Here is a 22,199-nt window from a genome sequence, read left to right as displayed (position 1 = left end):
AAAAGGCGCACGAGCGCCGCGCGAAGAGCCTGTTCCGGTACGGGTTAGATGGGTTGCAACAGATACTGACGACCCCCGAGCGGCAAGACGCCGCCCTCTTCCGCTGTTTGAGCCTGCTTCAACGACCGACGGCTCATCTGCCCTATGGATAATATCCTATGGGTAGGCAATCATTCGCGTTTGAAGAGACACTCAACTTTTGTCATGTACCATGAAGAGCCCCACGTCTTCGGCGAACATGGTAAAGAGGCAGCGCATCAGGAAGCCGGAGACGCGGTCGGCGGCGTAGCCATCGGCTTCGAGCGAGGCGGCGACCTGCGCCAGGTTCTGCGCCAGGTTCACGGTGACTTCGGTGGCGCGGCGCGTGGGATCGAGCGTGAGCGGCTCGGTAAATATGCGCCGCAGCCGCTCCTGAATGTCGGGGTCGGCCAGATCCTGCAGGTGGATGCGGTAGCGCTGCTGATCCGGAAACGGGACGTAGTTTTTGCCCTGCCGGGCGAAGTCGGAGTAGACATCGATGCAGTGGCCCACGTCTACCGCCAGCAGAAACGGCGGCCAGCCGTCGCGGTCGGGCAGGCCCTTGGCGTAGCGGGAGGCCTGGTTTTTGGCCCGTTTCATGGCCTGCTCCCAGTGGCGGGTGCCGCGGCGGGCGGTGCCCAGCTTGCGGATGGGCTCGCGCACGCCCAGCTGCTCGGCCTCGGTGGGCGTGGGGGCGTCGCTGCCCTGCTTGGCTTCGCACACAAAGCAGCCGCGCTTGTACAGGTCGATGAAGCCGTGCGAGCGGCTGGCGTCGTGGGCGTATTGCACGCGCCGCTCGAACACATAGTCGTTGGTGCGCGTGTTGTCGGATGCGGGGTCGGGGCGCGGGACCTCCAGCACATCGCACAGCTCGCTCAGGAAGAGCTGGTAGTTGGCCCGCTCGGAGCCGCCGGAGGCGGACCAGCGCTCGATGAATTGGGAGATGTCCATACCAAAAGAGGTGACAGGCAGCGAAGGAGTGGATAATTCTCCTATTCGATCGAGCAGCAGGAGTTCGCCCGCGGTGGGGCCGGGCATTTCCCCTGGCGTCCCAAAAAACGACATGCACCGTGTTGTGACCAACCCATGTAGTCTGAGTCTCCCTCTCCCCTGGGGAGAAGGAACGTGAACAGTGGGCTCGTCGCGGCTTGAGCACGAGCGTCTCCGGCGATGTTTTTTCTGTGCTATGGCTCCGGCGCGGTGCTCACAATGATGTACACGTTGAGGCACGAACATATCCCGCGACATGGACTTCGCATTGCACGCGAATATGTGGTATCTTGCAGCGGGTGGGGAGGTCCAATGCATGGATATCCCTGCCATGGACCTGTGCGCAAGCGGCTTCGGGGGCATTTCCCTTGGCATCCAAAAAAAACGACATGCCCGAACTGTGACCAAGCCATGCAACTGTGTCTCTCTCCTCCCGGGAGGTGCGTGTTTAGCGTAGGGGAAGACAGGGGGAAGCGCGTCACCCTAAGCCGCTCCCCTGGAGAGGGGAGCTGTCGCGTGAGCAGCTGAGAACCTGTTTTGATTTTTGGTAGTGGGTAGACGCTAAGTGATAAAGCTAAGGGACACCGAACCCTCGTTTTGTTCGAACCCCCTCTCCCTTCGGGTTTCTCCCCCTTTTCCAAGGGGGAGATGTCGGCAGACAGAGGGGGTTGGGACAGACTACGATGATGTAGCCTACATGACAATCACTTATCATTGAACCGCTGCCTGATTTTTTATTTTGGGCACCCCAGGAGTACTTCTTCCCTACGGTCAGGGCGCTGCGAGCGGCTCCGCTGGGCTGGGGCCGAAGGTCATGCCTCTGGTGCAACGAGCCCCGATATCGGCCCGTAGCCCCGGCTACGAACCTCTATCGTGGTTCTCGTTTCGCTCCACCGGCGCTTGCTCTCGCCGTCAAACCAAAACCCAAACAGGTTCTGCGGGGTGGATACGGAGCATTCTTGACACTCATGCCGAACGGTTGGCATTCGAGACAGCAGGTCGCTACACAGATGCTTTCCCCACGGGAGAAGGAACGTGAACAGTGGGCTCATCGCTGCTTCAGGGCAGACATCTCCAGAAGCGCCTCAGAACGAAAACCATGGACCGCTGGACCTGCTCACGGAAGAAACGAACCAGCACGTCGGGCGAGCCCCACCCGCAAATAGAAATTTTCGCGCTGGAAGGTACGATATGGAACGTCGCCTGCATCCATGCGAAGAACCTGCTCTAAAATTTTGATCCGACGACTGACTATTTATGCATACTGACTACGTGCACTGGTGGAGCCCCCGCCTGGAGCGAACCATGGAGATCATGGTGTACGGGCACGCCGGCACGCCCATTCTGGCGTTTCCGTCGAGCATGGGGCGCTTCTACGAGTGGCGCGACTTTGGCATGGTGGATGCGCTGGGTCACCAGCTGCACCACGGGCAGAATCAGCTCTTCTGCGTCGACGCGGTGGATGGCGAGAGCCTCTACAATCGGGGCGTCGATCCGTACGTGCGCATCAAGCGGCATCAGCAGTACGAGCAGTACATACTGCAAGAGGTGCTGCCCTTCATCTACGACCGGGCGACCTCCGACTTTGTGATCGCAGCCGGAGCCAGCTTTGGCGCTTACCACGCCGCCAACCTGGTGTGGAAGCAGCCCTGGTCGTTCGGAAAACTGATCGCCATGAGCGGCGCATTCGACATCCGGTCGTTTATGGATGGTTTTTATGATGAGAATGTGTATTTTAGCAACCCGGTGGACTACCTGCCGAATCTGGAGGACTGGGGCACGCTCGACGCCATTCGGGATACGCACCTTATCCTGACCGCAGGCGAGCACGACCCGTGTCGCGGTGCCAACGACTCCATGAGCCACATACTGGATTCGAAAGGCATTGGCCACTATTACGAGCGTGCCGACGGGTTTGGCCACGATTGGCCGTGGTGGCAGGATCAGATCCGGCGCCACGTGTAGCGCACGCGGCCTCCCCAGGTTGCAATATATTCAATGCTGTGTCAATCCTCATTTTGATGTTTGTCCTGCAATCATTCCCAACGAAGCTTGTCATGGTGAGCGGAAGGCGACGAAGGAGCCAAGAGTCGAACCATCTCCTTGGCGTTCAGCAGATACGACAAAACAGAGGGAACTTGTCTACTTTGGGGGAGATCTTTCGACTCCTACCGACGGCTGTCGGTATCCGCTCAAGATGACAGCGTCTGAGGGGGATACGTTGCTACCCCAAGATTGACGTGTGACAAAGCAGTAGTGTCAATCCTGAATAATTGGGTTCATATGCGTGTTTTTCCGCCATCCTGCCCTTCCTTCCCAGGGAGGAAGGAACCATAGGACGCTCTCATGAAGTCCCCTTCAGAGGAGGGAGATTTAGAGGGAGAGATCCCATACTCACACGCAACCTGACAAATTATCCCTGGCACCAGCAGCAATACCACGTTGAAGCACCGTCTGTAACATCGCTTGCCAGCCCGCATCATCTTTTGAACCGATTGTACCAGCTATAATGAGCAGAACTCATCATATCGGCATTCTTCGCGGAGAGGAGACGACCTTTCCAGATGCACTGATTCCGTTCATCAACGAAACATACGGCGACCAGAACGTGGAAGCCTCGTTCGTCGAGGTTGGGGCCGTCCGGATGGATGTGGAGCCTAAGTACGACGTCATCATCGACCGCATCTCGCACGAGGTGCCGTTCTATCGCTCGTATCTGAAGTGGGCGGCGCTGAAAGGGACGTACATCATCAACAACCCGTTCTGGTGGAGCGCCGACGATAAGTTCATCGACAACGTCATTGCCGAATCGGTCGGCGTGGCCGTGCCGCGTAGCGTCATTCTGCCGCACAAAGAGCGTCCGCCGCACACCTCGGCCAAGAGCTTCCGCAACCTGGAGCATCCCATCAACTGGGACGATGTCTTTGCGTACATCGGCTTTCCCGCATTTCTGAAGCCGTTCGACGGCGGCGGGTGGCGCGATGTAACGCGGGTGACCACGCCCGACGAATTCCACGAGGCATACAACCAGTCGGGGGTCGACTGCATGATGCTCCAGGAGGGCATCGAGTTTGAGTCGTACTTCCGGTGCTACGGGATCGGGCAGAAGAAGGCGCACATCATGCGGTACAACCCGTCGGTGCCCATGCATGAGCGGTACTCGGCGGTGTCATCGGGGCCGATTGAAGCGGATCTCCGTGAGAAGCTGGAGCGCGACGTGCTGGCCATCTGCCGCACGCTCGGCTACGACATGAACACCGTTGAGCTGGCCGTGCGAGACGGCGTGCCGTATGCCATTGACTTCATGAATCCGGCCCCCGATGCCGACTACCACTCCGTAGGCCCCGAAAACTTCGCCTGGATGGTCGACGCGATGGCCGAGTTCGCGGTCGAGAAAGCGCTCGACGATCGTCCGCCCCAGCAGTTTTCGACGCAGGGCGCGCTCTATCCGGGCGTGTCTGCGTCATAGTTCCTGATTGTAGCGCCCGCCTTGCGTCCCCGTCCGTTGCCCCTTCCTGTTGCGCCCTTTTCCCATGCGGCAGCACCTACAGCCCGCCATCGACCACTACCACGCGCTCATCGCAAACGACCTGACCGCTGCGGAAAACCAGCTGGAGCAGTTGCGCACGCAGCAGCACGAGCGCCGCGCGCTGTTTGGCGGGCGCCCCATGGCGCATAGCCTGCGTCCTACGTTCCTTACGGAGGCGATGTATGCCGATGTGCAGGACACCGTCTACCTGATTCGGCAGGCCATCCTCCGCATTGCGTCGGTCTTCTTTAACGACGAAACGCTGCTGCGCGAGGAGCTGGGCATGGAGCCGTGGGAGATTGAGCTCGCAGCCATCCCCACCCGCGTCATCCACCTGGCCGCCAACGCCCGCCTCGACGCATTCCTGACCGAGCGCTCGTTCAAATTCGTCGAGTTCAACGGCGAGAGTCCGGCGGGCATGGCGTACGTGAACGAGCTCGCCAAGATCTATCAGGACCTGCCGCTCTTCCAGACGTTTACTGAGCAGTTTCCGGTGCGCTTCGTGTCGCCCCTCCAGCACGCCATGCAGGCGTTCCTGCGCATCTACCACGATGAGTTTGGCGGCCAGGAGCTGCAACCCACCTTTGCGATCGTCGATCGGCTCGAAGACGTGCCTACCACCCACGAATTTGATCTGATCAAGACGTACCTGCAGCGGCTCGGCTATGGCTGCGTGGTGATTGATCCGCGTGAATTAGACTGCCGCAATGGCTGGATCTACGCGAATGGCACGAAGATTGACATCTTGTATCGCCGCCTCCTGATGAACGAGTTCTACGAGATTCGGGACGACTGCCAGCCGTATCTGGAGGGCTACCGCGCGCAGAAGACCTGCTACCTCAACACCTTTCGGGCCAAGCTTGTCCACAAGAAGGCGATTTTCTCCTTCCTGACCGATGAGCAGTACACCAAGGTGCTGGAGGCTCCACAGCGCCAGGCTATCCAGCAGCACATTCCGTGGACGCGTCGGCTGCGCCCGCGCACCACGGAGTTTCGCGGGCTGACGATTGACTTGCTCGACTTTGCGCGCCAGAACCAGCGCTACTTTGTGATCAAGCCCAACGACGCGTACGGTGGGTCGGGCGTAACGCTCGGGTTTGCCTCCACGCCGTCGGAATGGGACGCAGCCATCGAGGAGGGCGTCGAGGCGGGGCACGTCATTCAAGAGACGGTCGACATCCACCGCGAGCCGTTCCTCATGCAGACCGATAATGGCTGGGAGCAGGTGCCATCGATTATCGATTTGGACCCGTACATCAACGGTCCGCTTATGGGCGGATGCCTGACCCGAATCTCAGGCTCCGATCTGGCCAACGTAACCGCGGGCGGCGGCACACTTCCTATGTTCATTCTACGCAACACGTATCATGCAAACTCCTGACGCACGGCCCCTGCGGGTGGCGGTGCTTGACCTTTATAACGGCGAGCCCAACCAGGGCATGCGCTGCATTCGCGACTTTCTGGAGGGCGTGGCGGCCCCCTCGGTGTCTGCACCCATCACGTACGACATCTTCGATGTGCGCCAGCATGCCGAGGTGCCGGGGCTGGACTACGACGCGTACATCTCTACCGGCGGGCCGGGCAGTCCGTGGGATGGGCTCGACCAGCCGTGGGAGGCGGCCTACTTCGACTGGCTGGATGGGCTCTACCATCACAACATGACGGCAGCGCCCAAAAAACACGCGCTGTTTATCTGCCACTCGTTCCAACTGTTGTGCCGCCACTTCGGTGTTGGGGAGGTCACCGAACGCCCCGCACAGTCATTCGGCATTTTTGAGGTGCACCGGCTGTCAGGGGGATCCGAAGAGCCGCTCTTTCAAGGATTGCCCGACCCATTCTACGCGGCTGATTTCCGGCGGTGGCAGGTCGTGCAGCCCGATCACGAGCGCGTGGCCCAGTTGGGTGCTACGCTGCTGGCTCGTGAGCAGCCGTACCCCGAGTATCCATATGAGCGCGCTCTCATGGGCGTGCGCCTGTCCCCAGAGATGATCGGCGTGCAGTTTCACCCCGAAGCCGATCCCCAAGGCATGCTGGTCCACTTCCGACGCCCGAAGCAGCGCGACAAGGTCGTCAGTGCGTTTTCCGAGGCGCGGTACCAGCGCCTCATCGACCGGCTGGATGACCAACAGTACCTGACGCCTGCCTACGAAACCATCATTCCCACGTTTTTGCGCCGTGCCGTAGCCGCTACGCATCCAGTAGCAGCCGTATAGCGCTGTCGCCCCGCCTTTTTCTTCCTGAACGCCCCCCTCCATGCCTATCGTCCCCCCATCTCGCATCCTGTCGTGGCACGAAGACCGCCTGCACGGACGCCTCCGAATGCGGCGGCTGCGCTCCCAGGCGCTTGGCATCTCCAAACCCTACTACGTCTACGAATCGCCCGGTCTGGCGGAGGCCAAGGCAGCGCCCGTACTCTATGCTTTTCGCGGCCACGAGCGCGAGTGGGTCAACATGCAGGAAGACGACGCCCGCACCCGCTCCACCGCCATTCAGGACATCGACGCCTGTGTGGAGAAGGGGCTGCTGCCGCCCATGCTCGTCGTGATGCCCGGACTGAACAGCGCCAACAACCACGTGCCCTCGCTCGGCATCAACATGGTTGGGGAATGGAAGCGCCCCATGCAGGGACTGGGCAGCGGGCAGTTCTGGACGTACCTGACCGAGGAGCTGCTTCCAACCGTGGATGCCGACTATCCGCATCTCGCCAACAGCCCGCGCCTGACAGCCGGATTTTCGCTCGGGGGATACACCGTGCATCTCCTCACGATGGCGCGTCCCGGCTACTTTGCCCATGCTGCGATGTACGACGGCCTCTTTATGTGGCCCGGACACCGCGATCCGCGCACCGACGCGACCAAAAAGAAACGCACCAACTCCGCCACCGCCTGCACCGACCGCATCTGGGGGCAGGCCCCGATTTTTGACCCCTCGCTCGGAAAGCCGCGCAATCAAGACGCCATGCAGCGGTGGAATCCGACCGACATGCTCGACGCCGCCGCGCCGTCGACGCTTCAGGAGATGCGCCGCACGACGTACTGGATAGCCTGCGCCCCCAACGATGGCAACGAGGGCAACCTGCACCGCGCGCGCTTCCTCATGAAACGCCTTCGCAAGAACGACTTCCCGCTCGGGTTCGACGCAACCGATCCGGTGTTGCACCCCAAGGCCGCCCACACCTGGCACTGGGCCGATCGCTTCGTCGTGCGGTTTCTGCGCGAGGCCGTGGGCGACTTGCAGCACGCAAGCGCGCAGGCCGCCGCTGGGGAGTAGCGCGGCGGATAACGCCTATAATTCTAACCTAACTCCCACCCCCCCTCGTCGCGAGGCTCGTACGTGTTTAGCGACTTGTAGCCCGGGACTGGGAGCGCCGACTGGCGCGGACGTCTCCGGCGGGGCTGTCAAGGGCGAACGGGGGACCGTTCGCCCCAGGGAAGTTTTTATCAGAGAATGATCACGTAACGTCTATCCACTACCACAGGCACCTCGTCGCATGGCTCCGCCGTGCGACGCACTTGTTTAGGGGCTCTGCCCCGTCCTCCTGATGCCTTAACGTACCACCCCCCTCACGCCGCCGATTTCTTCTCCGGCGCAAAGGTCGCTTCAATCCAATCCCCGATCTCATCGCGCACGCGGCGGAAGACAGCGAGCTGCTCCGCTTCAGAGCCGGTGGCAGATGAGGGGTCATCGAACGACTGATGCATGTTCTGCTGGGTCGCGGGCAGGTACGGGCAGTTCTCGCGCGCCGCGTTGCACACCGTCACCACATAGTCGAACGTGCGGCCCTCCGCCACATCGTCAATCGTCTTCGAGGTGTGTCCCGAAATGTCGATGCCAACGTCGTGCATCGCTTGAATCGCGAGCGGACGCACATGCGTTTGTTCGGTCCCGGCGCTGTAGACGTCGTACGTGTCGCCGTAGCGATCGCGCAGCAGCCCCTGGGCCATCTGTGAGCGCGCGGAGTTGTGGGTACAGATGAAAAGCACAGACGGCTTTGCCATAGCAGATCTGGGTCAGGTTAACAGGTCGTAGCAGACGATTCGTCGATCAGGTCGCCCCAAAACGTATCGAAGCGCTCACGCAGCAGCCGCAGCGCGACAGGATCCAGGCAGTAGCACACGCTCGGGCCGTCGATCGTGCCCTGAATGAGACCCGCCTCCTTCAGCACCTTCAAGTGCTGCGACACCGTGGACTGCGCCAGCGGCACATCGTCCACGATCTCGCCGCAGATGCAGCGCTCCTTCTGGGCAATCACCTGCAGAATCTGCAAGCGCGCCGGGTGCGAGAGCGCCTTGGCCTGCGTGGCCAGCTTGTTCAGATCGGTGGCGAAGTGGTTTGCTTTCGTGCGCATGTAGAACGTGGGCGTGTTGATATAATCGTTATAAAACGATAGAGGGATGCGCGGGTCAGGTTCCTGGTTTGGGCGTTGCGACAGCTATTGCGGGCTACCGCCTGCTCCTGCATCCGGCCGTACGCGTACAGGCACAACGCGTTGGGCGATGCATTGAAGCATCTGTGCCAGGCTGGCTGCCCGTCGTGTTTTTCTCACTTGCCGCGCCTACCGATGTCCAACCCTGCTGCCCTGCCCTCCGCGTCGACGCTGGCCCCACTTACCGGGTCGGCAGTCGACGATCTCACCCTGTATCACCGTGCACTCACGCACCGGTCGTGCCTGCGCGACCCCGGCATCGACGCAGAGCACTCGAACGAGCGGCTGGAGTACATCGGCGATGCGTTTCTGGACTTGCTCGTTGCCGTAGAACTCTACGAGCACTTCCCGGAGGAGAACGAGGGGTTCCTCTCGCGCATGCGAGCGCGCCTGGTGAGTGAGACGCCCCTGGCCAATGCGGCCCGCCGCTGCGACCTGGGCCGGTACCTACGCCTCAGTCCCAATGCCGAGCGCAACGGCGGACGCAAAAAACCGAGCATTCTCTCGGATGCCTTTGAAGCCTTCACGGGCGCCCTCTACCTGGATCGTGGCCATGATGCCGCTGCGCAGTTTGCGCGCCGCTACTTGCTCGATCCTGCTGATTTAGAGACGCTTGTGCATCGAAACCGCAACTACAAGAGCCTCCTGCAAGAACGCCTGCAAGCTGCGGGCCGTCCGCTGCCTACGTACATTCTGAAGGACCGCACCGGCCCCGACCACGACTCCACATTTGTAGTCGAGGTAGACGTAGACGGGACCTCGCTGGGCCAGGGCCGCGCTGGATCCAAGAAAAAAGCGGAGCAGCAGGCTGCGCACGAAGCACTTAAGCAAATGCACGGGTAGTTGCCGCTCTGATGTATCCAGCGGTACCGAAAAGATTCGCGCCAAGACGGGCCAACATACCCTGCCCAACAACAAAAGCCGACACGTCTGGAAGAAGACGCGTCGGCTTTGATATGGGTGTTGTACAGCGCGAGGCTTTGGTTACGACGCTACCGCTTCGCGCTTGGCTTCTGGGATGGGCGCGAGCTCAAACCGCACGCTCTGGTCGCCAGGGTAGGGCCTGTGATGATCGTGCTGGTTGGTCAAGATTTCCTCGGGGATGCCTTCAGGAAAGGCTTCGCAGGTTTGGCTATCGGCCGTGCGATTCAGATGCGCGCAGGCGGTGCATTGAGATTGGATTTCGTTTGTCATAAGACTCACCTCATAGCGGAATTCAGAAGGAACGCGTTATGTAAAGATCAATCGCAGAAACAGTAGAGAAACGCAGTAGATCCGAAGCAAGTGCGATTTAGAGGCGGTCTAAATTGGTTTGATCGTAATGGAGGCCGAAAACGAAGCGGATACAATTTACATCGAACTTCACGCCAATATCTTGGCGATCTGGTGCGTCCCTGTTAGATTAGAAGCTGTCTAAATAAGCAAGTGAATCTGCTGTAACGCCTATGTCCACGTTAGAGGCCTTCGTAAAAGCGGCGCCCGAGGGATTTCAGCCGTGCTCGTGCCCCGGTGAGGGAACGTATAAGTATTTTGTAGAAGGCAAGGGCTGTCTGCTCGGCGTCTTATTTGAGACCTCTACGCATATCTGCTTTGAGTGGCTGTCTGAAGACGGGTCCACGGTCGCCTATCCGCCTGCCATTCGCTACAAGGCCTGGCCGCGCCACGAATTCCAAAGCTGGCTGGCGATGGGCGTGTGGGAAGTCACCGGACACGGGCCGTGTGAGCAGGACGCGGTCTACTCGTGAGCAGCCGCTCTCCGAGCCGGTGGTGTTCTTGGTGTCCTGTCACCATTCATTTCGCACCGCACTCACACCACTACGTACGCTACGCAGAACGCCACGAGAAAGACGAGTCCGGCCCACGAAAGCATACGCATGCCGGCAGACGGCTGTGCGTGCTCGGGCATGTGGTCGCTGCAGACGAGGTAGTAGTTCATAGCACCCAGGACGGGCCCGGCCAGGAATGCGAGCGTGGTGGCCACATCAACCAGGGCGGTGAGGCTGCTTACGAGCACGGCCAGGATCGCCCACGCGCCGATGGGTGTGATGAAGAGTCCCAGCCGGTAGTAGCGCTGCAACGCCTCCACATCGCCTCCGGCATCGGATGCAGTACCGGATGCGGGAGCATGTTCGGGGCGGGGCGCGATTTCTGCCCCGGCAGCAACGGCTTCGGGCGCACGAGCCAGACTGCGCGCAGCCAGCGGCGTGCCCTGTAGGTAGGCGGTAAACCACGCCACGAGGCGCCCATACGCATCCGTTACCGCTAACGTGGTGCTGAGCATCGTGGTCAGCGCCGCGATGCCCACGAGCGTGCCCGCCCAGGCCCCAAGCGTAGTCGTGTAGAGGTCCACCACCTGCGTGGCAAAGGCGACGGCGCCACTGCCGAACTCGGTGCCCGTGCCGTACATGATGGCGGTGCCCAGCACCAGAAATGCCAGCGCCATGAAAAGCGAGAGCGCATAGCCAATGGCGAAGTCCGCCTGCACGTCGCGCAGGGCCAGACGAGTGCCGGTGTCGCGCTCGCGCTCCAGCGTCCACAGCGAGTGCCACGCGGCCATGTCGATGGGCACGGGCATCCAGCCCATGAGCGCCAGCGAGAAGGCGATGCCCGAGGTCGTGAGCAGCGCGCTCGGCCCGGCAGGTGTCTCTACCATTTCGGGGGCAGGCCCCACCAGCGCAGCAACAGCCGCTACCAGGGTTGACACGGCCAGCAGGGCCATGATGACTTTCATGGCACGGTCGAGGAGTTGATAACGCCCCCACATCAAGATGAGGATGCACAGGCCCAGCACCACGCCGCTCCACAGCGCCAGGTTGGGCGTCGTGCCCACGAGCCAGCCCATGAGTCCCGCCGTAACCGCGGTGACGCTGGCGAGCACGATGAACATGGTGCCTACGGTGATGAGCGCGAACACGCCGGTGGCCCAGGGGCCCAGGCGCCGGTAGCCGTCGAGCAGACTCTCGCCGGTGGCGGCGGCATAGCGCGGGCCGTACTCCAGAAACGGGTACTTAAACAGGCACGCCGCTGCAATGAGCACGGCTGCAATGTATCCGTACTCGGCTCCTGCTCGTGTGGACTGCACCAGGTGCGACACCCCGATTGCGGCTCCGGCCATGATGAGGCCTGGACCCAGCGCGTTCAAAATAGCACGAAAGCGAGAGGCGGAACCGGTGGGCATGGCAAGCAGCAATCCGATGCAAGAGAACACAGCGCATCCCCAATATAAAAGATGTGTAGCGCCATGCCAATCGAATCCGTTACATTGTTCAAGGCATCAGTTTTTGCGCCCGTCGGGCGGATTCGCTATGCTGTGCAGTCCGCCCCTTGTCTTTCTTGATGCCCTTGTTCTGCTTATGCGTGTTGCCACTCGTTTCGTTACATATTTCGCGGCGTCGCTTGTCGTTGCCGTACTCTGGGCCGGACCTGCTCCCGTGCAGGCACAGGTGCCTTCGTTTGAATCGGTCACCGGCCATGCGTTTGGCGAGCGCGTGACGCAGGCTTACCAAATGCAAGACTACCTGGAAGCGGTGGCCGCTGCCTCCGACCGCGTGATTGTGGAGCAGAGCGGCACCTCGTGGGAAGGGCGCCCGCTCATGCATGCGATTGTAACGGCGCCTGCCAACCATGCGCGCCTCGACGAGATTCAGGCCAACGCGCAGGCCCTCGGCGATCCGCGCGAGCTGTCGGATGCGGAGGCTGAGTCGATCATCGCAGATCAGCCTGCAGTGTTCTGGTTTGGCGGGTCGATCCACGGGTTTGAGCTGTCGGGATCCGAAGCCGCACTCAAGATGCTGGAGCGCCTCGCCATGCAAGACGACGCCGTCACGCAGACCATTCTGGAGAACACGGTCGTGATCATCGACCCGATGCTGAATCCAGACGGACGCGACGCGTTTGCGTATCACAACCATGAGACCATGGGCGCGGAGGCGAATCCCGACAATCAGGACTGGGCCAACGACTTTACCGCGTGGGAGGCGCTGAAGTACCGCACGAGCCACTACTACTTCGACATCAACCGCGACTGGTTTGCCCCATACGCACAAAGAGACGCAAGCCCGCGTGCCTGTGCTGCAAGCCTGGCGCCCGCAAGCCGGAATCGACAGCCACGAGATGGGCTCCGATGTTGAGTTTTATGTCGATCCGCCAACCGGTCCGGTGGGGCCGTTCTTTCCGGAGTTCGCGTCGCGCTGGTTTGAGTCGTTTGGGAACGCCCACGCGGCCTCGCTCGACACGCTGGGCACCGACTACATGACGCGCGAGCGCTACAACTACTTCTACCCCGGCTACACCACCTCGTACATGAGTTACCAGGGCGCCGTGGGCATGCTTTACGAGCAGGGCAGCAGCCGCGGACTGGCCCTTACGCGACCGGACGGCACCGTGCGTACGCTGGAGGATGCAATGCAAAATCCGTATACCGCATTCACCGCAGCCCTTGAGCATACCGCGAGCGAGCGCGAAACGCTCCTCACCGAGTACGTGCAAGCCCACCGCGAGGCGATTGCCGATGGCGAAGATGGCATCCAGCGCTACGTGCTGACCGACGAATCGGGCGACCCGCATTTGCTGGCCGAGGCGGTTGACTTGTTGCGTCGCAACGGCATCGAAGTGGATCGGCTCACCGAATCCGCCCAACTGAGCAATGTGCAAGACCGCACGGGTGCGTCGGTCGGGTCGCGCTCGTTCGAGGCAGGCGCCTACGTGGTCGATGCTGCGCAGCCCCGCAATCGGCTCATCCGTGCGCTACTGGAGCCCAACGTACCCGTACCGCAGGACTTTTTGGAGGAAGCCCGCGCCCGCGTAGACCGGGGCGAAAACCCGCGCTTCTACGACATCACCGCGTGGTCATTGCCGATGCTCTTTGGCATCGAGGGCTACAGCACCCCCGACGACAGCGGACTCAATGCCGAGCGCGTCACGGCATCTGCAGCCCCTGAGTCCGTCATCAACGGCGGCGAAGCCAGCTATGCCTACCTCATCGATGGCACGCAGACTGCAGGGCTTCCGGCGCTCCTTCACCTGAAAGAGCGCGGCCACCGCGTGGCGATGCTGCAAGAAGGCACGCGCGTAAATGGCGATGACTACACCTCGGGCACCGGCATCGTGTACGCCGGGCAGTCCGGGGCGAGCGTGCACGACGATGTGCGCGCCGTAGCCGAGCAGTACGGTTTGCAGGTGGATGCGGTGGGCACCGGCCTGGCCACCGGCGACCGTCCGTCGCTCGGGTCGGGGCAGGTCATCTACCTCGACACGCCCTCGGTGGGGCTGCTCGCTGAAGAAGGCATCCAGGCGTATTCGTTTGGATGGGCCTGGTTTACGCTCGACCGTCAGTACGATGTGGATGCATCGGTCCTGCGCACCCGCTCGTTAGGCAGTGCCAACCTGGACGAATACGACACCATCGTGATGCCCGAAACCTACGGCACCGAGGCGGTGCAGCGCGAAGCAGGCGAGGCCGGACTGGAACGCCTTGTCCAGTGGGTGCAAGACGGCGGCACGCTCGTCACGCTCGGTTCGGGCACCGACGTAGCGCGCGACCTGGAGCTGATCACTCTGCGCTCGTGGTACGACGACGAGGAGCACGCCGACAGCCTGCGCGTGAGCGTGCCGGGCGCCATGGTCGCCACCGACATCGATCGCAACCACTGGCTAACCGCCGGGGTGCCCGACGGCTTTCATGGACTGGTGGATTCAGAGCGCCTCTATCTGCCGCCTGAAGGGCCCCCCAACCCAAGCCAGCGAGCCGGTATTCGCTATGCCACCGGAGGCGACTTCACGTACAGCGGCCACATGTGGAGCGAGTCGGAGGCGCGCGTGCCCGGGGCCGTCTTTGCCTACGAAGAACGCGTGGGCAGCGGACGCGTCATTGCGTTTGCCGAAGACCTGAACTATCGCGGCTACTTTCGCAGCGGCAACCGTCTGTTCCTAAATGCCGTGCTCGTAGGACCGCAGGCCCCGTAATCTTGAGGTATATCGTACCACTCCGAGGAGCCGAGGCAGATTGGATGAGGCCGCTCGGCTCCGGATCTGCTCCCGACGGGAGTTGGGATGGTCCGGGATGACAAGTCGCTGGGAAGCTCGGCGCCGTCTGAATCCATAGCACAACCCGTGCTCAGAGGCTCTGAAGCTGGTATGGGGCCGAGCCAAGGCATCTAATGTAACGAAAAAAGATAGGAGGTTATGATTGTCGGCGGGGCGTGTCACAAGGGTGCATATCACATAAGCCCCACTTCTGCTTGTGGGCCCAGTCTCTGGTGGGGGACTGGGCCTTTTTGTGTTGACAGAGCCCCAAATGCAGAAGCGGCCTGCATGTAAGCAGGCCGCTTCGGGAAAATGCTATAATGGTGCTTTACGACGGCTTAGTTGGAAGAAGAGCCGCTGTGTTATTCGTCTCTGTCGCGATCCGACTTACGCGAGGAAGAGCGGTCCGAGGACCGTTCGCTACGAGCACGTCCTGACGACCGCTCCGTGCGCGAGGATTCGCGGCGGCTACGGGTGCGTTCATTCCGACTGCGGTCGCGGGTGGAACGCGTACGTCTGTCACGCGGAGCGCGGTTGCGAGCACGATCGGGCGTGCGAGTGCGCGTGTTGCGCGGGGAGTGCGTTCGAGAGCGCGGCCAGTCGTGTGTTCGTGTGCGTTCCCGCGTCTCAGTGCGACGCTCTGGGGGCTGGCGCAGCTGGTCCGACGGAACAATGATCCGTGCACGCGCCCGCTCTCGCGCCCGGTCCACTGCTGCTTCACGGTTGCTATCGCGCGTTGTAGCGCGACGGGATTCGCTCGATGGGGAAGTTCTCACGCGCGGCGTTAGGATAGGGCGCGGTGTGGTGCGCTCAACCCGACGCACCGAACGGCTGGTGCCGTCTTGGGCGCGGTCGCGGCTGCGCTCTGTAGTATCTTCGCGTGAGGAGCGGCTACCACGATCGGTGCGGTCGTTCCCAGAAGACGGGCGCTCGGTACGGCGTTCCGTACTTCGTCCGGTGCTCCGCTCCGTGCTGCGCCCCGAGGAACGCTCCGTGCGTGGGTTTTTCCGATCGCGCGAGGTGCGCCCGTTGCTATCACGCGAGGTGCGTCCGGTACTGCGGCTGGTACGACCGCGCTCGGTGCCTCGGCTGGTTTCTGTGCGTCCGCTCGATCGGGTGGTTGTGGCTTCGCGTCCTCGTGGTGTAGCCGTGCGGCTGGTGCGCGTCGACGTGTTGGCATCCGAGCGTACAGTGCGCGGTGTGGCCGACCGTGTGGTCGTGCGAGCACTACGAGAGACGCCGCGTCCTGCTGCCGTGCGCGGGGTGTACACGCGCCGCGACGTGCGAAGCGGCGTGTATCCCGTGTAATACGACGACCCGTGTCCATAGTAGTGGTTATGGATACCGCCGTAGTACGTGGCTCCGCCTGGGTAGAAGGGCGAGCGATGGAATGAACGCCGGTAGTACGGTCGGTGGTAAGACCGTCCGAATCCGATAGAGAAATAGAACGAGGTCCCCGATCCGTAGAAGGCGTCGTAGTAGAATGGGTCACGGTAGGGATCGTAGAAGCGGCTATTGTAGCGATAGCTGCTTACAGCCCACGAGGGCGGACCGTAGTAATTGTGATGCCCGTACGACGCAAATCGCGGGCTACTCAGCGCATCGCCGTAGTAGGCTTCATAGAAGAACGGGTCTTCGGCCCGTATGGCAGCAACCTGGTCCCAGTATGCGTCCTCGGAGATGCGCCCCACCTCGCGATCACGCTCCAGCTGGTCGGCCCAGTCGAGCAGCTCGCGCGTGGTAAGGCTACGGTTCACATCGGGCGCGTAGTTAGGCGTACGGTAGGACTCACGCGTCTGCGTGGTGGTACGCTCGCGGTCGGCTGTTTCCAACTGCGTGTAGCAACCCGTAAGCATGAGGGTCACCATCAACAGCGCGCCGGTTAGCAGCGAAGTTTGAAAGCGTAATGTGCAGCGTTGCGTTATCATAGCAGATCCCCCAGTATTATGCAGCAGGTGGTAACGATCCGAGCGACGGGGCGCTGGCTAAACATTGCGCGAAATAACGCGCCAGCGCCTGCTTCTGTCGGTCGTTCACAGTATGTTAGACCAATACTCTATTCTTTTGTTGCGTAGCCGCCCGCCAGAGCCTTAACGTAACATAGGGTTCCAAACGTGCCATCCGCCACCCGCAGCATATGAATGCAGCACGGCGGTTGGGCCTTGCGTGGCGGTAGATTGCTGTTCGTCATCCCTCTGTGCTTTTTGCTTTCTTCCTTCCATGGCCGACGCCGTAACCTCTCGCGAGTCCGACTATTCCCAGTGGTACATTGATGTTGTTCGTAAGGCCAAACTGGCCGACTATTCGCCCGTGCGTGGATGCATGGTGATCCGCCCCAACGGATATGCGCTGTGGGAGCGCATGAAAGAGACCCTCGATGGCCTCTTCAAAGCAACGGGCCACGAGAACTTTTATTTCCCGCTGTTCATCCCAGAGCGCTTTCTGGCGCGCGAGGCCGAGCACGTTGAGGGATTTGCGAAAGAGTGCGCGGTGGTCACGCACTCGCGCCTCACGCTGAACGAAGAGGATGAATTGATCCCCGACCCCGAGTCGAAGCTGGAGGAGAATCTCATTGTGCGGCCCACCTCCGAAACCATCATCTGGAACACCTACGCCGACTGGATCCAGTCGTATCGCGACCTGCCGCTGCTTTACAACCAGTGGGCCAATGTGGTGCGCTGGGAGATGCGCACGCGGCTGTTCCTGCGCACCATGGAGTTCCTCTGGCAAGAAGGGCACACCGCCCATGCCTCCAAAGAAGAAGCGGTCGAAGAAGCCGAGCGTATGCTCGATGTCTATGCCACCTTCGCCGAAGACTACATGGCGATTCCGGTGGTACGCGGACGCAAAACCGCCAGCGAGCGCTTTGCCGGAGCCGTCGATACGCTCTGCATTGAGGCGCTGATGCAAGACGGCAAGGCGCTGCAAGCGGGCACCAGCCACTTCCTGGGGCAGAACTTCGCCAAGGCATTCGACTGCACCTACACCGACGAAAATAACGAGGAGCAGTACGTGTGGGCCACCTCATGGGGCGTGTCGACACGGCTGATTGGCGCGCTCATCATGACGCACTCTGACGACCAGGGGCTTGTGCTCCCGCCCAAGCTCGCCCGCGACCAGGTCGTCATTGTGCCCATCTACTTCAACGATGAGCAGCGCACGCAGGTCTTGGAAGAGGCCCAGCGCATCCAACAAGAGCTGGACGACGCCGACATTCGCGTGAAGCTCGACGCTGACGACAATCAGAAGCCAGGCTGGAAGTTCAACGAGTACGAGCTGCAGGGCGTACCTTTGCGCATTGGCATTGGCCCACGCGACATCGAAAACGACAACGTGGAGCTGGCGCGGCGCGACACCCGCGAGAAGAACATCGTTCCGCAAGATGGACTCGTTGCACGCATCCAAGATACCCTAACCGACATTCAGGACGGGCTCTTTCAGCAGGCGCTGGAGCGGCGCGAGGCCCACACCACCACCGTCGACTCCTACGACGCATTCAAGGACGTCATCGAAAACGAGGGTGGCTTCGTGAAGGCGCACTGGGACGGCACCGAAGCAACCGAGGCGCGCATCCAGGACGAAACAGGCGCCACCATCCGCTGCATTCCGTTCGACCGCGACGATGAGCCCGGCGAAGACATGCTGACCGGTGAGCATTCTGAGGGACGCGTGCTTTTTGCGAAGGCGTATTAAGTATGCGAATTAGGAGTTGAAGGCGAGCAGGAGCATCGCGGCGACGAAGCGTCCAAACACATGCACCATCAGCCCCCGCCCCGGGTCGCCCGGACCTTCGAGGCGGCCTGAATGCCGGTTTTTTCTTCAATCCAGCCGAAGAGCGACTCGATCGGCTGGCGGATGCGGCTGACGAGCTCTGAGTAGAGCCGATCGGCCGCCGCGAGGCGCGTTTGCCCCTTTGCCTTCTGATCGGGGTGAGGATCTCCAGGTTCTGCTCCTTTGATCATCTGCGCGCGAGGCGTGCGGGGTTGACACGAAGTGGTTTGAATTACTGATGTCCTCCGTGAGCTTTGCAAAGCCGAAAGCTCAACGACGAGTCCTAACGGCAATGACGACAGCTCCAGCAAAAAGCAATTTCTGTGCAAGGAGCATCTCTGGTAACACTCCTGCCGGAAGTAATGCGCAGGAAGAAACGTGCGACAGAAAAACGATAAGGCTTGCCGATAGAATTCCAACTCCTGCTATACAATAGGCCAAGATACCAGTGAACCGGTTCGCCATGTCGGTCCACAATCCTGCAATAAAGATCATCTCAACTCCGAGGAGTATCCAACTGACTGTCGAATTAGTGTGGAGAATAGGACTCATTCCAGTTGATATCCACAGAAAGTCATTCGAGATCGGCAGCTCTCGAAGCAATGAAATAAACGTCACAGCCGTGACAAATATCTTCGACGACTGAAAAACGATGTTAGTATTTTTCATAGCACTAATGCAGTTTAGTTTACTATACTTTTTTCATACTTGATAATACTCGGTGGCATGCCGTCAATACTCAAGATATAGACCGCTTCCTCGGTCACTTCGATAGCGCGTGCACGCACAGGCAAAGTCACCTCACCCATAAAATCCCCCGTGGCTTTCTCATAGACGAGTAGCCGATCGGTCATTTCCCACTCTTCAATCGCTGCTTCAATGCGTCCTCGAACAATATCAACAAGTTGCCTGAACGGACTTGCGTCGAAGGTTCGGCCGTGATGAAGCACGTACAAGTACGTGTCGTCGGTGTCAAGATCTACCGTTCCTGTCGGGTATTCACTTGCATCAGGAGCAGTATAGCCGTCATTGGCCGCATAGTCATAGTCTGGAAAATCTATATTGGGGGGGGGGCATGAACAACGTATTCAATCCCGTCAGAATCTAATTGAATAATATAACTTGAAAAATCAAATCCAATAAACCAAGATGAGTCATCAACTAATACAGGGCCTTGCCGCAGCATAAAATTATCTCGCAACGGTTCCAGGGCTGCCCTTTCCTCGATCGATATGGTTTCGAGGGGGCTGGCTTCAACTTCTCGTTCGCTTTCTAATTGATACAGACGTACAAGTCTGTTCCCCAACTCGAATAGATACTGACCAGCCAGTGTATCGCTCAGAGGAGCGGTTACACTGGGTCCCCGGACATCAAACTGGTAGCTGAGATCGGATGTATAGACTTTGGCTCCTCGCGTATCGGAGACCCATATCGAGCTATCTGACCGCATGGCCACAACCTTCCGACCTTGAGCGGCAATCTCACCCGGACCGCTTCCTATCGCATGACAGTTTTGGGGCGTGCCAGTTCTCAGGTCGATGAAAGCCAGTGCACACGCTGCGCGAAGTTCATCGATAACGACCGCATGGTCACGATCCGTCACGTAGAAATCTGATGGATTGGCCAGATCCTTCTCAAGACGATACTGCTCTTCAAACTGAATACTAAAGTTCTGAGCATACACCCCGTTTAAGAAAAAACCACAACATAGAAAAACAAGTAGGAATACTTTCTTGGCCATACCCAAATTGAATTGTAGATGGAGCGGCCTGATCTGTACTCACTCAAAATACAGCCGAAAGTGCAGACCAAGCCGCCCCTGTGTAGAGATCATCGACGATGCTTTAACTACTACTCACATGTCACCTTGCACTTGGAGTCCGATCCAAAGCACCCCAGAAAACTAGCCCTTTTCCCATAAGTTATTTCTTCGATTTGCTGATCTCCACAATCGTCATCCACTGCCAATGTGGACGCTGAGGATTCAGAAATAGGTGAGGTTGCCACCGGAGACAAACTGAATCCGACCAGTAGCACTCCCGCAATGGCTATGCAGAAGGATGTCCAGAATGTGCTTGCTTTTTCCATAACTAAATTAGTCTTGTTGTCAGAACACTCATACAGAGCGTATAACTCCCTCGGATGGTAAGCATCAACTCCTTCTTCAACACCCTCTTCATTTCTTTCTTGCCTGCGTTCGATAAGTCGTTGGGGGACATCCAAATCGTCGCCTAAATGTCATCGAAAATGCGTTTGGAGTCTCGTATCCTACCGCAAACGCTATCTGCGTTACGGTCAGATGCTCGTAATCGACAAGTAATTGCTCGGCCAGTCTAAATCGATGGTGCAACACAAACTCCTTCGGGGGGCAACCTATGAAGTGACCGAAGCGGCAAGAAACATTGTTATTGCCGATTCCAAAGCGCTCCTTGACATCACTGATCTTCAGCCCCATGTCAAACAGATGATCAAAAAGCTCATCGTACATCACCCGCACGTCGGGCGGCCAGTCTGGATCAGGTGGCGAGAGTTTGCTTAGATAAACGGCTTTCTCTGTTTTGATGATCTCGCGCGGCGATGAACGTTCATCAGTATTAGACATAATCGTGCCTTTTCATGAACTGGGTGCTTTTGTTGTGAAGCAATGCATTGACACTGATACATCTATGCCCCAATCATAACGTGTGTGAGCTGTTTGTGCTGACCGAATACAGGCGTAACCGAGCAATGAGTTGAGCCAAAAAGAACACTACGAACAGCGTCTGCTACGCAGCGTTTGCCACTGCATGCGTCTTCAGCACGTTCAGGTCCACCACCTCAAGTACAGCGGGATGCGTGGCCTCCAGCACGACCGGAGGCGCGCACCCGGCCTGTCGGGCTTCCTCCCACCGGGCGGCACACAGGCACCACCGATCGCCCGGAGTGAGCCCCGGAAAGTCGTACGCGGGGCGCGGCGTGCTTAGGTCGTTGCCCTGTGCTTTCGTAAACGACAGAAACTCGGCGGTCATCTGGGCACAGACCACGTGGCGGCCCCGGTCTTCCGGGCCGGTCGTGCAAAAGCCGGTGCGGTAAAACCCGGTCTCGGGGTTGTGGCTGCACGGCTGCAAGGGAGTGCCCAGTACGTTGGTAGCGCGCTCGGCAGCACCATTGGAGGCGACTGCTTTTGATGAACTCATACTTAAGTCGATCGTTAGGCTACTGTCACAAACAGAAAGCGCGCCGGGAAGGGGAGATGCCAGCACATCGCTCATCCTACTTAAATGCGTTGTTTCGTATGAACTGCGTTAGGTTGCAGTTTGCCCACACATCTTGTTTGTTACAGGCATACCTATACGATCCGGCTGCTTTCCTCTGCAGCTGTGCTTTACCGTCACCAGCCCGCGCCGCTACTTGATCTGAACGTTACGCTCTTGTTGTTGGTACAGACAGATTCTATTGCGG

At 59.7% G+C, this 22,199-nt stretch carries 21 protein-coding genes and 1 pseudogene; 10 read left to right on the top strand and 12 right to left on the bottom strand.

The annotated features are described in order from the left end of the window. Nucleotides 1-192 precede the first annotated feature (192 nt). Complete coding sequence (locus CRI93_RS13230; protein WP_098063118.1) at nucleotides 193-969, bottom strand: type IIL restriction-modification enzyme MmeI; 777 nt, start codon at nucleotides 967-969, stop codon at nucleotides 193-195. A gap of 1,296 nt (nucleotides 970-2,265) precedes the next feature. Here CRI93_RS13230 and CRI93_RS13225 point away from each other — a divergent pair. The 5 genes from CRI93_RS13225 to CRI93_RS13205 all read left to right on the top strand — a co-directional run bounded on the left by CRI93_RS13225 (nucleotide 2,266) and on the right by CRI93_RS13205 (nucleotide 7,807). Then, nucleotides 2,266-2,973, top strand: a complete 708-nt coding sequence (locus tag CRI93_RS13225; RefSeq protein ID WP_098063117.1) for an esterase family protein — start codon at nucleotides 2,266-2,268, stop codon at nucleotides 2,971-2,973. A 544-nt stretch (nucleotides 2,974-3,517) separates the two neighbouring features. Then, entirely contained in the window at nucleotides 3,518-4,477 is a 960-nt protein-coding gene (locus tag CRI93_RS13220; RefSeq protein ID WP_098063116.1) for an ATP-grasp domain-containing protein, read from the top strand. A gap of 64 nt (nucleotides 4,478-4,541) precedes the next feature. Beyond that, nucleotides 4,542-5,918 carry a hypothetical protein gene (locus CRI93_RS13215; protein WP_098063115.1) on the top strand — a complete coding sequence of 459 codons (1,377 nt, stop codon included), beginning with the start codon at nucleotides 4,542-4,544 and terminating at the stop codon, nucleotides 5,916-5,918. After that, nucleotides 5,905-6,750 carry a type 1 glutamine amidotransferase gene (locus CRI93_RS13210; RefSeq protein ID WP_098063114.1) on the top strand — a complete coding sequence of 282 codons (846 nt, stop codon included), beginning with the start codon at nucleotides 5,905-5,907 and terminating at the stop codon, nucleotides 6,748-6,750. The genes CRI93_RS13215 and CRI93_RS13210 overlap by 14 nt, the downstream gene beginning before the upstream one ends. A gap of 40 nt (nucleotides 6,751-6,790) precedes the next feature. Next, nucleotides 6,791-7,807, top strand: coding sequence for an alpha/beta hydrolase (locus tag CRI93_RS13205; RefSeq protein WP_098063113.1), 1,017 nt, complete (start codon nucleotides 6,791-6,793; stop codon nucleotides 7,805-7,807). Between the two features lie 293 nt (nucleotides 7,808-8,100). Here the strand turns inward: CRI93_RS13205 and CRI93_RS13200 are convergent, their stop codons facing one another. Continuing rightward, the gene (locus tag CRI93_RS13200; protein ID WP_098063112.1) at nucleotides 8,101-8,535 is read right to left on the bottom strand and encodes an arsenate reductase ArsC; all 435 of its coding nucleotides are present in this window, start codon (nucleotides 8,533-8,535) and stop codon (nucleotides 8,101-8,103) included. Nucleotides 8,536-8,552: 17 nt separating this feature from the next. After that, the gene (locus tag CRI93_RS13195) at nucleotides 8,553-8,885 is read right to left on the bottom strand and encodes an ArsR/SmtB family transcription factor (RefSeq protein ID WP_098063111.1); all 333 of its coding nucleotides are present in this window, start codon (nucleotides 8,883-8,885) and stop codon (nucleotides 8,553-8,555) included. 213 nt (nucleotides 8,886-9,098) lie between these two features. Here CRI93_RS13195 and rnc point away from each other — a divergent pair, with 213 nt between their 5' ends. Beyond that, on the top strand, nucleotides 9,099-9,806 hold the full coding sequence (rnc, locus tag CRI93_RS13190) for a ribonuclease III (protein ID WP_098063110.1): 708 nt from the start codon (nucleotides 9,099-9,101) through the stop codon (nucleotides 9,804-9,806). A gap of 141 nt (nucleotides 9,807-9,947) precedes the next feature. Here rnc and CRI93_RS13185 read toward each other — a convergent pair whose 3' ends face one another. Further along, entirely contained in the window at nucleotides 9,948-10,157 is a 210-nt protein-coding gene (locus tag CRI93_RS13185; RefSeq protein WP_098063109.1) for a hypothetical protein, read from the bottom strand. Nucleotides 10,158-10,408: 251 nt separating this feature from the next. On the opposite strand from CRI93_RS13185, the gene CRI93_RS13180 reads away from it, so the two are divergent. Further along, nucleotides 10,409-10,708, top strand: coding sequence for a hypothetical protein (locus CRI93_RS13180; RefSeq protein WP_098063108.1), 300 nt, complete (start codon nucleotides 10,409-10,411; stop codon nucleotides 10,706-10,708). A 62-nt stretch (nucleotides 10,709-10,770) separates the two neighbouring features. Here the strand turns inward: CRI93_RS13180 and CRI93_RS13175 are convergent, their stop codons facing one another. Then, nucleotides 10,771-12,141, bottom strand: coding sequence for an NRAMP family divalent metal transporter (locus tag CRI93_RS13175; RefSeq protein ID WP_098063123.1), 1,371 nt, complete (start codon nucleotides 12,139-12,141; stop codon nucleotides 10,771-10,773). A gap of 175 nt (nucleotides 12,142-12,316) precedes the next feature. Between CRI93_RS13175 and CRI93_RS13170 the strand changes: the two genes are divergently transcribed. Both CRI93_RS13170 and CRI93_RS13165 read left to right on the top strand, forming a co-directional pair. Continuing rightward, entirely contained in the window at nucleotides 12,317-13,093 is a 777-nt protein-coding gene (locus tag CRI93_RS13170) for a M14 family zinc carboxypeptidase (RefSeq protein ID WP_176521873.1), read from the top strand. Further along, the gene (locus CRI93_RS13165; protein WP_141491717.1) at nucleotides 12,993-14,927 is read left to right on the top strand and encodes a hypothetical protein; all 1,935 of its coding nucleotides are present in this window, start codon (nucleotides 12,993-12,995) and stop codon (nucleotides 14,925-14,927) included. The genes CRI93_RS13170 and CRI93_RS13165 overlap by 101 nt, the downstream gene beginning before the upstream one ends. A gap of 422 nt (nucleotides 14,928-15,349) precedes the next feature. On the opposite strand, the gene CRI93_RS13160 is transcribed toward CRI93_RS13165, so the two are convergent. After that, nucleotides 15,350-16,843, bottom strand: coding sequence for a hypothetical protein (locus CRI93_RS13160; RefSeq protein ID WP_141491716.1), 1,494 nt, complete (start codon nucleotides 16,841-16,843; stop codon nucleotides 15,350-15,352). A gap of 364 nt (nucleotides 16,844-17,207) precedes the next feature. Between CRI93_RS13160 and proS the strand changes: the two genes are divergently transcribed. Beyond that, entirely contained in the window at nucleotides 17,208-18,680 is a 1,473-nt protein-coding gene (gene proS, locus CRI93_RS13155) for a proline--tRNA ligase (RefSeq protein WP_098063105.1), read from the top strand. A gap of 9 nt (nucleotides 18,681-18,689) precedes the next feature. Here proS and CRI93_RS13150 read toward each other — a convergent pair. The 6 genes and pseudogenes from CRI93_RS13150 to CRI93_RS13130 form a co-directional block, all read right to left on the bottom strand. After that, nucleotides 18,690-18,945 (bottom strand): annotated as a pseudogene (locus tag CRI93_RS13150) (IS982 family transposase); the annotation flags it as partial. An 83-nt stretch (nucleotides 18,946-19,028) separates the two neighbouring features. Further along, complete coding sequence (locus CRI93_RS13145) at nucleotides 19,029-19,427, bottom strand: hypothetical protein (RefSeq protein WP_098063103.1); 399 nt, start codon at nucleotides 19,425-19,427, stop codon at nucleotides 19,029-19,031. Between the two features lie 14 nt (nucleotides 19,428-19,441). Further along, nucleotides 19,442-19,708: a hypothetical protein gene (locus tag CRI93_RS15215; protein ID WP_141491715.1), complete on the bottom strand. Its 267-nt coding sequence runs from the start codon at nucleotides 19,706-19,708 to the stop codon at nucleotides 19,442-19,444. 107 nt (nucleotides 19,709-19,815) lie between these two features. Then, on the bottom strand, nucleotides 19,816-20,499 hold the full coding sequence (locus CRI93_RS13140; protein ID WP_098063102.1) for a hypothetical protein: 684 nt from the start codon (nucleotides 20,497-20,499) through the stop codon (nucleotides 19,816-19,818). A 435-nt stretch (nucleotides 20,500-20,934) separates the two neighbouring features. Next, nucleotides 20,935-21,360, bottom strand: coding sequence for a helix-turn-helix domain-containing protein (locus CRI93_RS13135; protein ID WP_098063101.1), 426 nt, complete (start codon nucleotides 21,358-21,360; stop codon nucleotides 20,935-20,937). A 163-nt stretch (nucleotides 21,361-21,523) separates the two neighbouring features. Further along, complete coding sequence (locus tag CRI93_RS13130) at nucleotides 21,524-21,934, bottom strand: DUF2237 family protein (RefSeq protein ID WP_098063100.1); 411 nt, start codon at nucleotides 21,932-21,934, stop codon at nucleotides 21,524-21,526. Nucleotides 21,935-22,199: the final 265 nt, after the last annotated feature.

This window comes from Longimonas halophila (assembly GCF_002554705.1).
GTDB lineage: Bacteria > Bacteroidota > Rhodothermia > Rhodothermales > Salinibacteraceae > Longimonas > Longimonas halophila.
Note: the sequence above shows the minus strand (reverse complement) of the source record. Positions and strands in the feature narration are given on the sequence as shown.

Excerpts from the sequence above, each read along its gene's own strand:
- CRI93_RS13230 (WP_098063118.1), bottom strand. The coding sequence starts at position 969 with ATGGACATCTCCCAATTCATCGAGCGCTGGTCCGCCTCCGGCGGCTCC.
- CRI93_RS13225 (WP_098063117.1), top strand. The coding sequence starts at position 2,266 with ATGCATACTGACTACGTGCACTGGTGGAGCCCCCGCCTGGAGCGAACC.
- CRI93_RS13220 (WP_098063116.1), top strand. The coding sequence starts at position 3,518 with ATGAGCAGAACTCATCATATCGGCATTCTTCGCGGAGAGGAGACGACC.
- CRI93_RS13215 (WP_098063115.1), top strand. The coding sequence starts at position 4,542 with ATGCGGCAGCACCTACAGCCCGCCATCGACCACTACCACGCGCTCATC.
- CRI93_RS13210 (WP_098063114.1), top strand. The coding sequence starts at position 5,905 with ATGCAAACTCCTGACGCACGGCCCCTGCGGGTGGCGGTGCTTGACCTT.
- CRI93_RS13205 (WP_098063113.1), top strand. The coding sequence starts at position 6,791 with ATGCCTATCGTCCCCCCATCTCGCATCCTGTCGTGGCACGAAGACCGC.
- CRI93_RS13200 (WP_098063112.1), bottom strand. The coding sequence starts at position 8,535 with ATGGCAAAGCCGTCTGTGCTTTTCATCTGTACCCACAACTCCGCGCGC.
- CRI93_RS13195 (WP_098063111.1), bottom strand. The coding sequence starts at position 8,885 with ATGCGCACGAAAGCAAACCACTTCGCCACCGATCTGAACAAGCTGGCC.
- rnc (WP_098063110.1), top strand. The coding sequence starts at position 9,099 with ATGTCCAACCCTGCTGCCCTGCCCTCCGCGTCGACGCTGGCCCCACTT.
- CRI93_RS13185 (WP_098063109.1), bottom strand. The coding sequence starts at position 10,157 with ATGACAAACGAAATCCAATCTCAATGCACCGCCTGCGCGCATCTGAAT.
- CRI93_RS13180 (WP_098063108.1), top strand. The coding sequence starts at position 10,409 with ATGTCCACGTTAGAGGCCTTCGTAAAAGCGGCGCCCGAGGGATTTCAG.
- CRI93_RS13175 (WP_098063123.1), bottom strand. The coding sequence starts at position 12,141 with ATGCCCACCGGTTCCGCCTCTCGCTTTCGTGCTATTTTGAACGCGCTG.
- CRI93_RS13170 (WP_176521873.1), top strand. The coding sequence starts at position 12,317 with ATGCGTGTTGCCACTCGTTTCGTTACATATTTCGCGGCGTCGCTTGTC.
- CRI93_RS13160 (WP_141491716.1), bottom strand. The coding sequence starts at position 16,843 with ATGCTTACGGGTTGCTACACGCAGTTGGAAACAGCCGACCGCGAGCGT.
- proS (WP_098063105.1), top strand. The coding sequence starts at position 17,208 with ATGGCCGACGCCGTAACCTCTCGCGAGTCCGACTATTCCCAGTGGTAC.
- CRI93_RS13145 (WP_098063103.1), bottom strand. The coding sequence starts at position 19,427 with ATGAAAAATACTAACATCGTTTTTCAGTCGTCGAAGATATTTGTCACG.
- CRI93_RS13140 (WP_098063102.1), bottom strand. The coding sequence starts at position 20,499 with ATGGCCAAGAAAGTATTCCTACTTGTTTTTCTATGTTGTGGTTTTTTC.
- CRI93_RS13135 (WP_098063101.1), bottom strand. The coding sequence starts at position 21,360 with ATGTCTAATACTGATGAACGTTCATCGCCGCGCGAGATCATCAAAACA.
- CRI93_RS13130 (WP_098063100.1), bottom strand. The coding sequence starts at position 21,934 with ATGAGTTCATCAAAAGCAGTCGCCTCCAATGGTGCTGCCGAGCGCGCT.